Raw genomic sequence first — 14,187 nt, 5'->3', positions numbered from 1 at the left:
ACCCGGTAAAGGACTATAAAACGTTGTTTACCGGGTTTGTCAATTTTAGAAACTCGCTTTCCATTGGTTAACAAGATCTGTAAATCTTGTGTTGACAAAAGTTTTACTTCTAATTTTACCTACAGAAAAAATACCTTTTTCATCAGAAATCAACAAAATCTCTTCAGCTTTTTGAGATTCGAATGCAATCATTTCTTGCTCTTGTATATCGGCAAGTTTATTTTTATGAACAAATGTAACGAAATTCTCTAGTAAAGGCGAGATATAAGCACCTTCAGTATGTTTTGGTGTCTTTATAATATCACCTTCCAAGAAAAGCAAATTCCCAGAAGTAGTTCTTGCAATACGTTTGTTGGGATTAAGGAAAATCACATCATCTAAGTCATTTTCTTCGGCATAAATACTCCCATAAATATTTTCGGGAGAATGCACTCGGATATTGTTCAAAAAATTAGTATTTACATTGATCTCTTTTATTAAATCTAATTCTAATACTCCATTGTGAATATCTAGAACATCTGCACATTCTGAAACTTCAAAAAAGTAAGAAACTGTGGATTTTGAAAGAGTTACTCCATCATTATTTCTGAAAGCCAAGAAATTGATAATTCCGTTTGAAACAGATTTATCTTGAATAACTTCATCATTAAAGAGGTTTTGAAAAAACTCTAAAGTATAGCTCAAAGGAATATTGAGACGCATTTTTCGCATTGAAGCCATCAAGAAGAAATAGCATTCTTCATCTAATATTAATTTAGAATTTCTTATAAAAAAAGAAACTTTCACGGCATCACCCAAGGTAAATGCCCGGTTGGCAGCATTGATATCTCCGGAATTAAAGGTATATTTTTTCAATTTTTATTTGATTTAACTAAAAAAATAATGAACGATAAATCGTTCATCAGTTTTATATTGTGGTATTGTAATCTTAAGCAGCACCTAATTTTATTCTGAGATTTATGATAAGATTTTCCCAATACATTGCATTTTCTTCTTCATCACCTTCTTCACAGAAATCTGTAATATTGAGAGCTAAATCTTCTGTAATATCATCAATTGTGATGGTCATTTCAAAGAAATTTTTGGTTCCCTCATCTTCTTCCCATCTGAAACGCACAAAACCTTCAGGCTTATATCTGATCAATGTAGCCTTTTCAGCAGGACCACCGCCCCAGCTGAAAAAGAAATCGTCACCTTTCTCTACCACATCTTCTGCAAACCATTCTGACAAACCTTCTGCTGTAGCCAGATATTCGTATAAAATCTCTGAAAGACAGTGCATTGGAAACTCATAATGGACTTTATTTTTCGCCATATATTCTCTGTTTTAATCGTCTCGCAATATATAAATTAATTTTTTTATTTAACAAAACAGATGATATTTTTTTATAAAAGGTTTATGATTTTTATCATACACTCTTGTACACATTGCAGTTTTGAGTTATTTTTCATTTAAAGCATCCAAAATAATAGCACAACCTTCCCGGATTTCGGCTTCAGTGATTGTAAGTGGTGGCGAAATTCTCATGTATTCGTTGCGGTAGAGTTGCCAAAAAACAATCAACCCTTTTTCCATACATTTTTTTGCTATTTGGATCGTAAATTCTGGTGATCCTAAATTTACTGCCAACATCAATCCTTTTCCGTTGATATTATTAATTTTAGGATGTACCAATAGATCTCTGAAAAGTTTTTCTTTAGCATCAGTTTCATTCATTAATCCACTGTCTAAAACTTCTTTTAATGTAGCATGACTTGAAGCCGCAATCAAAGGATTACCACCAAAAGTTGTGATATGACCCAATTTTGGAGAATGAGATAAAGTCTCCATAATTTTCTTTGAACTCATAAATGCTCCTACCGGAACGCCACCGCCCATGCCTTTTCCCATTACCAAAATATCGGGAACGATTCCGTAATGTTCAAATGCAAATAATTTTCCCGTTCTCCCGAATCCGGGTTGAATTTCATCTAAAATCAAAAGAGCACCTACTTCTTCACAACGTTTTTTAAGATTTCTGAAATAGTTTTCCGAAGGCATCAGAAATCCCGCAGCACCCTGAATAGTTTCTGCAATGACGCAAGCCGTTTTCTCTGTAATTTTAAAAAAATCTTGTTCATTATTAAACTCAATAAAATTCACCATCGGCAGCAATGGTCTGAATTCTCTTTTATGATATTCATTTCCAGAGACCGAAAGTGCACCGTGGGTATTACCATGATAAGCATCTTTCATTGAGATTATTTCTTCTCTTCCGGTATATCTTTTGGCTAACTTTAAAGCTCCATCAATCGCTTCTGCGCCGCTGTTGACAAGATAAGTTACCTCTAAAGGATCTGGAATTGATTCTGCCATTAGCTCACAAAGTGCAACAGGTTTCTCCTGAGCATACTCACCATACACCATGACGTGAAGATATTTTTCTGCCTGCTCTTTAATTGCATTCACGATTTTCGGATGAGAGTGACCCAAAGTATTGGCAGAAACTCCTGCTACAAAATCCAAATATTTTCTGCCATCTGTTCCGTATATATAAGTTCCCACTGCTTTTTCAACTTCAAAACCTGCAGCAAACTGCGTCGTCTGCGCCTGATATTTAAAAAATTCCTTTTGCATGATTTCCTTTAAAAATGATTTCGCAAATATAATAAGATTGGGAAGAAACTGTTTTAAAAATTGGTATATATATAAAACTCCGAAGTCAGGAGACTTCGGATGGCTGGGATAAATTTTTATGGTGTGGTTTTTAGGGAATATTACAACCTAAATCTTTCAAAAGAAATATTAAACAAAAAAATCAGAGCCAAAAACTCTGATTTTTCATTTTTATTTACGTACCCTTTTCGGCTTTTTAGCTTCTTCTTTCGCTTTGGCATCATCAATTATTTTCTGAGACTGATCGTAGAGTGAGGTTTCGGGTTCGTATTTTATTTCTTCATAATCGGGGGTGTCAACGAGGATATCCTGCCACTTCCGTATTCGGTCTTTGGTATTCCAGTTGAAATCGGGGAATTTCCGTTTGGAGGGTTCAATCATACTCATTGGGTAAGTGTCGTCTGTCGCTCCGATGTTACAGGAAAGAATCTGTAAAGCCTGTTCCTCAAACAAGGCACCGATAATTCCGCAAGAAGAAAGGTTAATACCAATTCTGATTGGTTTTTTTGTAGCTGAGTCTACATCATCTACATACGCAATAGACTGAGCATTTCCGATAACTTTGACTTCTTTAATTTTCCCTACTTCATAAAAGACAGACATTAATTTACCTTTCACTTGGTTAAATTCGTCTTTCCTATTCAGAGAATCTGCTTTGCTAATCGCCAAGGCATTCCCTATAACTTTTAACGAATCAATATTTTCATTTGAAGTATTGAAATAAGCTTCAACTTTATCACCTGTTACCTGCTTCTGATCGCTCCAAAGAATAGGATTGGTGTACATGTGCATCACACCATCTGTTTCATTAAAAGCAATAGAATCTGCTCTACCCTGTGCATTAGATTTGTAAATTCTTGCTTTTTTAAAAGCCCTTAAAAAACTTTTCTTCTTGGTAGCATCGGCAGTATCTGGTTTTTGATAAGATATTATTTTTTCTGAAGCAAAGTAAATAGAATCTTTTTCTAAAATCTTTACAGCATAAGGTGATTTGGTCATCATAGAAGAATCTTTTTTCTCATAAATCTCTCCATATCCCCCTTTGATGTATCTTTTTTCTAAAGGATCATCCAAAGTTACATTTCCCGTTGCCTTTCCAAAACCGGAAATTTGGTTAAAGTACATTTCGTCTCCGGTAAGAATTTTATCATTGTAATAAATTCTGGAATTTTTATTTAAAAAAGCTTCCTTTGAATTCATTTTATAGGTACCGTTTTCGGTGTAAATTCGGTTTTTATAATTTTTTTTATTGATGATATTGGTTGGTCCTTTGATGTCTACCTCGTTGGTACTTTGATTTTGAACAATATTAATACCTTCCAAAATATAATCTTTATCTTCAATTTTCACATTGTCTGTAAGATTAATTGTTCTTAGTGCTAAATTATAGGTTGCAGATTTTGAGTAAGTAGTACTTTTGCCATCATTAATGGTTCCTCCTGTGTTATAATACGCAAGATTTGAAATCCTATCGTAGTACATTGTTTCAGTTTTGATTACTGTGCCTTTAGGATCATTGAGAACTACATTTTTTTTGGCAACCCCTTTTTGGGTATTCCCGTCATACTCCATTTCTGAAGCTGTAATTACAGAACCATCGGGATTTTCAAGTCTGGCATTACCTATTGCTTTGGCAAAGTTTTCTTCTTCGTATACTACAATGAGGTCTGCACTAAGAATAGAACCTTGATGCTCCACTTTCACATCTCCTTTTAGATACTGATTGCCATCATACAATTTTGCATCTACACCAATAATTTCTGCCTGAATAATCTTAACTTTTTTTCCAGGTACAGATTTTACAGTCTTATTTTTTAAGAAAGGATCACGTTGTGCAGGTTTAGATTTTTCTTGTGCTCCTGCTAATGCAGAAAAGAAAATAAGTAGAAAAGAAAATATCTTCATTAATTAATCATTCTTGGTACCATAGAAATACAGCGAATGCGAATCAATTTTCACGCCGAAAGCACTTTCTATAGCTTCCTTAATACCCTGAATACGAGGATCACAGAATTCTATAATCTCTTGAATTTCTTTATCTGAATCTTTTTTATAGATAACCAAATGGTCATGCTGTTTGTCGAAATAAGATTTTTCGTAAGAAGACGAAGTGAGGGTTTTTTCTCCGAACTGATGTTTGCGAATTAAACCTGCATCAAGAAAAATTTCAATAGTATTGTAAATTGTTGCTTTAGAGACATGATATTTTTTTTGCATCATCAGCAAATACAGATCATCCACATTAAAGTGATGATCCATATTGTAAATTTCCTCAAGAATAGTGTAGCGTTCAGGAGTATTCCTAAAGCCTTTTTCTAATAAATAGTTTCTTAAAACGTCTTTTATCAGAAATATATTTTTTTCTTTTTGTAAAGTATCCATTAATAAATTTATACTACAAATTTATCGATTTTTATTTAAATACAATGTACCACTTCAGAGAGTATACGACTGATATTCTAAAAATTAAATCCCTTAAAGTTAGCCTGCTGGATTTTGTTTGCAGAAATAGTTTCTTCCGTTAAAGGTGCTGATTCTACTTCTACATTGTGCATTGTAACTCCCCAAGCTTTAAAATCATCGCTTCCGATATACTTTACAAAGTTGTATAAACTAAGGGTGATTTTCTGTTTCACAGTTAAAAGAATATCGTTGATATAAGTGTTATCGATGATCACATACTTCAGGTCTGGTGGAATATTGTGTGCTCTTAATGACGGATGGCTACTTACAGAAGGTATTGTACCTTCAGCCATCAAATCTTTGAGAACCATACTGAAATAATCATTAATTCTTCTATCTACCTTAAACCCTAAAAGGAAATTAACTTTATAAATTGTTCCTGGCAAGATTTCATCCACAGTATATTTAAAAGTATAAGGATCTTCCTGATTTACAATACTTAATATAAAATAATGATCTGCTCTTTTCGGTTGCTTTTTAATAATAGAATAAATAATTTTCGCTTCTACTTCATCATTGTATTTTGCTCTGCTTAAATAGGCTAGATTGGTGCAATATTTAGGAATTGTTTCATCTAGCTTCATGTCTTTAATGATTGCGACATATTTACTGATTTTAACAAAATTGATAAATTTAGCTTTGATTAATCTACCATTAATCCAAGAATACATACAGATTCCAATGAAGCCTGCTAATATAACGGTAATCCATCCTCCTTCAAAAAACTTGATGATGTTTGCACTGAAGAATCCTAATTCGATAGACATATAAGTCATTGCAAAAAGTAATATGAGCAATTTGTTGACCCTTTTTTTCAAGAGCCAAAAAACAAGCAACACTGTTGTCATAAGCATTGTTACGGTAATTGAAAGACCATAAGCAGCTTCCATTTTACCAGATTCTTTGAAATGCAGCACCACAATAACACATAGAAACAACAGTCCCCAATTAATTCTAGGAATATACATTTGCCCTTTCACACCAGAAGGATAATTAATTTTTTGATTGGGCCATAGATTAAGAGACATCGCTTCAGAAAAAATCGTAAAAGAGCCGGTAATCAATGCCTGACTAGCAATAATTGCTGCTGCTGTAGCCAAAATCACTCCTGGTAAAATCATCCAGCTTTCCATAATTCCGAAAAAAGGATTTATAGTGATTAAACCTTCTTTTGAAATTAAACCTGCTGTTTCATAGTTACTTAATAGCCAAGATCCTTGTCCTAAATAGTTTAAAATCAACATTATTTTCACAAAAGCCCAACTTACTCTGATGTTCTTTGCTCCACAATGCCCCAAATCAGAATATAATGCTTCTGCTCCTGTTGTACAAAGAAAAACGGCTCCCAAGATAACAATAGCACTTGGTGAATCAACGATTAGTTTATAGGCATAGTAAGGATTAAAAGACCTTAGGATTTCAAAATTTTCGCTTAGATGAGAAACACCTAATCCTCCGAGAATAAGAAACCATATTACCATTATTGGTCCGAAAAACTTCCCAATAAAGCTTGTGCCAAATTGCTGAACAACAAATATTACGATTAATATGGCAATGGTAATAGGAACGACCGGAGTATGCGGATTGTATATTTCGAGTCCTTCAATTGCAGACATTACAGTTAATGATGGGGTAATTACGCCGTCAGCAATCAATGCAGCTGCACCAATAATTGCGATCAAGTAAAGCCATCGTTTCTTTAAATTTTTAACCAAAGAAAACAAAGCCAAAATCCCTCCCTCACCTTTATTATCTGCCCTTAAGGCAATTATAACGTATTTTAATGTGGTCTGTAAAGTTAATGTCCAGATAATACAAGAAAGTGCACCTTCAATATATTCATTGAAAGGCATATTGTTCTCTGTACCTCTCGCATTAACAATGGCTTTCATTACATAGAGAGGTGATGTACCAATATCTCCAAAAACAATTCCTAAGGAAACCAAAACCCCAACCATTGAAAGTTTTTTCAAGTCTAAATGATGACCACCTTCTGTAAATTCTGCCATATCAGCTGATTATTTTTTTGAATGCGCAAATGTATACTAAATTTATGACCCTCAGCACAAATAGTGATGCATTATATAAATGAAAAAACTTCCTTTCGGAAGTTTTTCTCTATAATTATGCGCTTTTTTTTACTTAACGTACATTGCATTTTTGATTTCCTCTTTTACTTTTTCAAGTTTCGGGAACCATTCTGCAAATAATGCTGATGAGTAAGGTGCAGGAGCATCAGGAGTAGTAACTCTCTTGATTGGAGCATCTAGATAATCAAATGCTTTCTGCTGTACCATGTAAGTAATTTCTGAAGATACGGATCCAAAAGGCCATGCTTCTTCTAAAATTACCAATCTGTTTGTTTTCTTTACTGAGGTTAAAATGGTATCGAAATCTAATGGACGAACAGTGATTAAATCAATCACTTCTACAGAAATACCTTCTTTAGCCATATCTTCAGCTGCTTGAAGTGCCAATTTCATAATTTTCCCGAAAGACACCAAAGTTACATCTGTACCTTCTCTTTTTATATCGGCTTTACCTATTGGCAAGTAATATTCTTCTTCAGGAATCTCCATTTTATCACCATACATTTGCTCAGATTCCATGAAAATTACTGGATCGTTGTCTTGAATTGCAGATTTTAATAATCCTTTCGCATCATAAGGATTTGACGGAACTACAACTTTAAGACCAGGAATATTTGCATACCAGTTTTCGAAAGCTTGAGAGTGCGTAGCTCCCAACTGCCCTGCAGATGCTGTAGGACCGCGGAAAACGATTGGGCAATTCCATTGTCCACCACTCATTTGACGGATTTTTGCTGCGTTGTTAATGATTTGATCAATCCCAACAAGAGCAAAGTTGAAAGTCATATATTCTACAATCGGACGGTTTCCGTTCATTGCAGCACCAACAGCGATACCAGTAAAACCAAGCTCAGCGATAGGTGTATCGATTACACGTTTAGCACCAAACTCGTCCAACATTCCTTTTGAAGCTTTGTACGCGCCATTGTATTCTGCAACTTCCTCACCCATCAAAAAGATAGATTCGTCTTTGCGCATTTCCTCGCTCATTGCTTGTGCAATTACCTCACGAAAAGTATATTCTGCCATAGTAATTTTAAAAATTTAGATACAAAAATAAGATTTTTATTTATTAATACGAAATAAAGACTCTTTCTAATTTATTTTTTGAAAAAAATAATATTATTTAAAAAATTTCCATTTAGGAATAATTGCGAGCATTCCAAAACCTGTAAACAAGAAAAGATTGGTAACATCTGAGTACAAAAATGTAGAAAGATAATAGTTGTGCATGAAAAAATGCATTAGCAACATTGCAGGAAATAGAATAATTCCTATTTTTCTGTAGAAAAACATCAATATAATTCCTAAAAGCATTAAAGCATCAACGGAGAAAATGATATAAAAATATCCTTTCGGGATGTTTAAACTTTCATGTTGCAGATATTCGTCAAAATCTAACCCTATTCCCATGGAAGTAAATAGCAACAGGGAGGCTAATGCCAAAATAAACCCCCATCCTTTTTTAGGATCTTCATCAAAATAACTATATTCTTTGTATTCTTTTTCCATAGTGCAAAAATAAAGAACTTATGAAAAAAAATCATAAGTTCTTGTAAATAATTATATCGTTTAAAAAAAATTAAATCGTGATTGCGTTGATCAGTCTATTTTTGTCGCTTAGGTATTCTTCCATAGAAATCATACTCTCTGTTCTCATAACATCCTGAATATCATCAATTTGATAGATTATTCTTTTTGCATCGTCTGTATTTTTCGCTCTTACTTTGCAGAAAATATTGTATTTTCCTGAAATAACGCTTGCTTCAATTACATTAGGGATGGTTGATAATTCTTTTAAAACCTCTTGAGTGCGGTTTGATTTAGTTAATAAAATCCCGATAAAAGCAGTAAAGTGATAATCTAGTTTACGATAATCTATGCTTAGAGATGATCCTAAAATAATACCTGCATCTTCCATTTTCTTTACTCTTACGTGAATTGTACCTGCAGATACATCCATTTGCTTAGCAATTTCCGTAAATGGCATTCTTGTATTTTCTACTAAGAAGTCAAGAATCTTCTTGTCTATGTCGTCCAGTTGATAGTTCATAATAGTGAAATTATATTTTTCGTAAAAAATCTATAAATTTTTTACAAAATTAGGAAAAATAATTTAACTAAAAAAAAATTATCAAACATTAACTATAATTAACAGATATGATAAAAATCATTATGGTTTAACGATTATTTATTGGTTGAAATTACGGAATCTGTTTTTACAGAATCAATTTTAGAAACTGTTTTTTTATCTTTTTTGTTGTTTTTGAACAGAGAATTGAAACTTTTACTCCATACAATACCACCTCCATAGGCCTGATTTGCAGAACCATTTGTGATAACCGTACCACTTGTTCCTCCACCCATTCCTATATTGGTGGGTTTAGAGTATCCTCTTAAAATAAGTGTTCCATCATTTTTTTTAGAAATATCATACTCTATAGAACCCTCACCTGAGAGATAATTAGCTGTAGTACCTTCGGTTTGGGTTAATGGGATTCCTAAACCTGTTTTCACTTCAATTCTTGGTGAAAGCGCGAAGCTTAGTCCTGCGTTGGCACGATCTCCCGTATTGGAAAACTGGTCACCTTTTACATAATTTAAATCAATTTGAAATTCACTGCTTATTGTATTTAGAACAGATCCCAATTGTTTTAGCAACATATTATACCCTGAAGATTCTGCTATTCCTGCAGCATCAAAACTCACAGTACTGGAAGTATTAAAACTATTCAAAAGAAGAATAGATCCAAATTGAAGAACATTTTCACCTTCGGTTTGATTTATTTTAGCAGCTAAAGCTTCTTTTACCTGACTAGAAACTTCTAATGCAGTAACGCCCAATTCCACTTCAGGATCATTTAATGTATTTGAAATTTTTGCTTGAAGTAGTACACTTACTTGCCCAAGGCTTCCCATATTAAGATACTGCCCTGTATTGGAAACCATTCTCACATAGTTGGCTGTGATATCAAGCATCGGTGTCATTGCGTTACCATCCCAATTGATGCTGCTGCCTTTTTGTATCTGGAAAGTACGGTTCAAGATTGCTTTAGAAACAAATGTTCCGTTTTCTACGATGTAATCTCCTGTTAATTCTATATTTCCACTTCTGCTCATTCTGAATCTTAGATCATCAGCAGCTCCTTTTACATTGATATTTCCAACGTCGTCACCTACCAAAACATTCACAATTGTGCCTTTATCTACATCAAGATTAAAATCAAGGTCCATATTGGCTCCTGTTTTTTTCTTGTCTTCCAAAACTACAAGACCACTTTTTCCTTCTTTTAAAAATCTCAACATTTTAAATTCTTCCACATTCGAAGTAGATGCAGAATTAAAGGTAAAAGTACTGCCATTAAGTGCTTTCATATTGGGAGTTGAAATACTTAATGCTGAAACTGGTCCATCAACGAAGAGTTCGCCTTGTCCGTATACTCTCCCCCAAAAAAGATCATAATCTTTCTGAGTGGTATTCAACATCAGGAGATTATCTGCTCTCATCAGGAGCGAAACTCCCATAGAAGATAGAGTTTCAAATCTTATTAAACCTGAAATCGTTCCTTTAGAATTGGTTCTTCCATCATGCACACCAATATCATTGAGGATGGCAAGACCTTTAGACAAATCAATCGTAGTATTATCAAAAGAATAATCTACACCAGTAAAAAGTAATTTTAAACCAAAGTCTTTAAGATCGATACTTCCGCTATAGTCTAGATTTTTTAAAGTCCCGTTAATTTTTAAATCTCCGGTTGCTTTTCCTCTCATATTTCCGAAGATACTTTGTACAAATTGTTGTGTGAAAGCAAGATCAAATTCATCCAATTCAGCATTCAGATCGATTGTAGGTGTAGAGGTATTATTATTTACTGTTCCTGTAAGATGAAGGTTGTTATTCCCGATAATTCCTGCTGACGCTACTTTTACATCTACATCATATACATTTAACGAGAATCCGTTGGTGGCAGAAATAGTAATATCTCCCATATCATTACCATTCATCATGATATCATCAACCGTAAGATCTATCAATGGCTGAAGCGTATTCTGATCCATTTTTACTTTAAGATTTCCGTTTGCGAGACCTTTGATATCCATTGTATTTCCGCTGGGCTGCATTTCCAGAATTTTTTCAATAGCAAAATTGCTCACATCTGCGTCTACATAAAAATCTTTTGCAGACTTAAAAGTGGACTCGTTAATCTGTAAAGAACTTTCATCAGAATAGATCCTTAAATTCTGAATTTCAAAATCTGAAGTTCTCTTCCTATAAGTAATAGAATGATCAAGAACAGGATTGGTATCTACCGCCCATTTCACATTATTAAAGCTCACTTCAGTAGGTTCAAATCTGAAAACATAATCCCCAAAATCATTACTTGATTGATTAAAATTAACGGTATAGCTTTTCAGGTTATCTTCTATCTCATCCTGCGAACTCCCATGTTTGAAGCTTGTGGCAATTTTAAGTAAAGAATTGTTTTCATTTTTCCCCGTAAGTACAATGTCTTTAAGGATGTTTTTATTATATTCTAATCTGTTGATTTTCGCATACAATTGCTGATCAACATTAGCGGTATTAATGCGGATTTTCACACTATCTACCAAAGCACTGTCTCGCGTCATCACAAGACGGTCGTTGATTTTATAATTGGGGTTAGCTTCTGCCAAAGCACGGTCTGCATCTGTAACTTCCTGTTGCTTTGTCATGATGTATTTCATGGAAGCAGCATCTAAATCTAAAACTAAGTTATTGCTATCCCCATCATATTCTGCAGAAACTTCTGCACCAGTTGAAAGCTGTAAATCTGGCAAAAATAAAGCTACCAAACCTTGTTCTACGTTAAAATCAAGATTAAATCTCTGTCCACGGTATAATTTTCTTGGCGCCGGGCCGACTAATATTTTAGCCAAACCATTCTGCACCATTCCTGATAAATCGGCAAGATTAAATTTCCCTGAAATTTCCCCATCAATAGCTCCCGGTGCATCTACGTCTATTATTCTGTTGCCTCCTTCTACTCTAGTATTAAGCTTGGCATGAGGAATATTGTACTGCTTTCCTCCTGTAGCAAAATTCACGTTGTCAACGCTTACATCCAGACCAAGATCATTGATGTTTGACATGGCCATTTTCCCATTGATTTTTCCGCTTACTACTTGACGACCTTGTTGGCCAGTAAAATAATTAAGATTCAATTCTCTGATATTGGCATCTACGTCTGCAAATATTCTTGAGGTGCTGAAATCAATTAAACCTTTTACATCAGCTTTTACTTCCTCATCATTTACAGTAATGAGACCGTTATACTTTTTATGATCAAGCAAACCGTCAAGATAAAGATTGTTGATTTCTTTATCCATAATTTCTATGCTTGAAATCTGAGATTTCGTAGAAACCCTCATCGTATTAACATCAAAACTTTGTCCGTTGATATCAAATCTTCCAGAAATCAAACCTACGGCTTTACTTTTGGTAATGATGGAAGTATTAAGGTCTTTTACAACCGCCAAACCAGAATATTTAGGAATTGCAGAGCTGTAGTCTCTTAAAGAAAAATTGGTGATTTTTGCCTGCCCGATTCCGGTAATAAGATCTGCTGATGAAACAAACACTTCTTTCGGATTCACCCTTGCGCTTCCTTTGAATTTTAATTTACCAAAATCATCTGCAAAATTTTTCATTTTAGCAGAAATAAATTTTGGCATCATAGCCTTTAAATCTTTATAAGTAAAATCAGCAGAAAGCGAGTTGGTATCAATTAAAAAATTGCCTTTCAACAGATTTTTAACTTCCATATTCTTTGTTGCAATATTGACCTGCGGATTTCGTATCAAAAAATTATTGAGGGTAAAATTATTGAGTGGACCTGTCATCTTCCCAGAAACATTAAAAGGAATAAAATTATCCCAATTGGTAACAAAATAGCTAATATCATATCCGCTGATTTGGCTTCCCAACTTCATATCCATCTCCCATTTTACTTTATCAGCAAAATCTGCCCACGATCCTTTATTCAGATTAAATTTAATATTTCCTTGTAAAAGAGAATGATCCGTATTTAGAGTAAGGTCTTGTAGAAATAGAAAATCTTCAGTCATAGAAAAATCTGTAGAAAATGTCTCTACAAAATGAGATTTCCCCCATCTCTTGGTTGCAAACGAGAAATTATTAATGGTTGCATCAATGTTTACTCCATTTACTATTACTTTTGGCGCGATAAGATTAACATTGGTTGCGGTAAGCCATTTACCTGCTTCACCTGGAGAATTTTGATTGATAATGGAAACTTTAGAATTTAAAATTTCAAGTCTTGAATTTAATTGAAATGGAGGTTTTGAGGGGTCTTTTTTCTTACCGCTATCAAAAAGTTTAGTGAATCTTATAAAATTTGAAATACTGTCTCCTTTGTATGTAATGACTTTTATATCAGCATCAACCAATCTTAAACCATTGAAACTTAGAGAATTGTTTTTCCCAACATTGGTTGCAAGTGAAAACCAATCGGAGTTGGCTTTAAATTCTCTAGCTTTAATGAAATCAAGATTTTTATAATCTTTTATTTTTAAACCTTTAATTGTAACATCCCCGAAAAAATCTACTTCTACACTTTCCGTAGACATTTGGGCTTTAAAATCTCTGTTGACAATCTGCAAAGCCTGATTAGCAGCCCATCTTTTAGTAACAGGCAAATTAATTGCAATAAAAACAAGAATAACGATTGAGAAAACCGTCCAAAAAAGAATCAGTAATAATTTTGCCCACCAAGAGTAGCTTACCACGTCTTTTGCGGCTTGCTTTCCGAGTTCTTGGGCAGTATCTATGGGATGCTTAATAGCTTCAGTAGCAAAATCTGAAGCTTCCTTTACTGTTTCCTGAACATTTTCCACGGTTTTTTGCATCTGATCTTCCAGATTTTCACTTACCGATTTTTTGTTCTTATTTTCGTTATTATTCTCTAACTTTGCCAT

Annotated in this window: 10 protein-coding genes; all 10 read right to left on the bottom strand. The window is 33.9% G+C overall.

Features of this window, described 5'->3' with window-relative positions:
* Positions 1-45: 45 nt before the first annotated feature.
* Entirely contained in the window at positions 46-855 is an 810-nt protein-coding gene (locus BW939_RS09585) for an aminotransferase class IV (RefSeq protein ID WP_076451810.1), read from the bottom strand.
* Positions 856-928: 73 nt separating this feature from the next.
* Positions 929-1,315, bottom strand: a complete 387-nt coding sequence (locus BW939_RS09580; protein WP_076451809.1) for an START-like domain-containing protein — start codon at positions 1,313-1,315, stop codon at positions 929-931.
* Between the two features lie 126 nt (positions 1,316-1,441).
* Positions 1,442-2,617, bottom strand: coding sequence for an aspartate aminotransferase family protein (locus BW939_RS09575; protein ID WP_076451808.1), 1,176 nt, complete (start codon positions 2,615-2,617; stop codon positions 1,442-1,444).
* 210 nt (positions 2,618-2,827) lie between these two features.
* The gene (locus BW939_RS09570; RefSeq protein WP_076451807.1) at positions 2,828-4,561 is read right to left on the bottom strand and encodes an OstA-like protein; all 1,734 of its coding nucleotides are present in this window, start codon (positions 4,559-4,561) and stop codon (positions 2,828-2,830) included.
* Between the two features lie 3 nt (positions 4,562-4,564).
* The gene (locus BW939_RS09565; RefSeq protein ID WP_076451806.1) at positions 4,565-5,038 is read right to left on the bottom strand and encodes a Fur family transcriptional regulator; all 474 of its coding nucleotides are present in this window, start codon (positions 5,036-5,038) and stop codon (positions 4,565-4,567) included.
* Between the two features lie 77 nt (positions 5,039-5,115).
* Complete coding sequence (locus BW939_RS09560; RefSeq protein ID WP_076451805.1) at positions 5,116-7,128, bottom strand: KUP/HAK/KT family potassium transporter; 2,013 nt, start codon at positions 7,126-7,128, stop codon at positions 5,116-5,118.
* Between the two features lie 129 nt (positions 7,129-7,257).
* Entirely contained in the window at positions 7,258-8,238 is a 981-nt protein-coding gene (locus BW939_RS09555) for a pyruvate dehydrogenase complex E1 component subunit beta (RefSeq protein ID WP_076451804.1), read from the bottom strand.
* A gap of 93 nt (positions 8,239-8,331) precedes the next feature.
* On the bottom strand, positions 8,332-8,721 hold the full coding sequence (locus BW939_RS09550; protein ID WP_076451803.1) for a hypothetical protein: 390 nt from the start codon (positions 8,719-8,721) through the stop codon (positions 8,332-8,334).
* Between the two features lie 70 nt (positions 8,722-8,791).
* Entirely contained in the window at positions 8,792-9,262 is a 471-nt protein-coding gene (locus tag BW939_RS09545) for an Lrp/AsnC family transcriptional regulator (protein ID WP_076451802.1), read from the bottom strand.
* Between the two features lie 134 nt (positions 9,263-9,396).
* Positions 9,397-14,187, bottom strand: coding sequence for a translocation/assembly module TamB domain-containing protein (locus BW939_RS09540; RefSeq protein ID WP_076451801.1), 4,791 nt, complete (start codon positions 14,185-14,187; stop codon positions 9,397-9,399).

The organism is Chryseobacterium piscicola, assembly GCF_900156685.1.
Classification (GTDB): Bacteria; Bacteroidota; Bacteroidia; order Flavobacteriales; family Weeksellaceae; genus Chryseobacterium; species Chryseobacterium piscicola.
The sequence above is the reverse complement of the archived record's forward strand: the minus strand, read 5'-3'. Positions and strand labels throughout refer to the sequence as shown.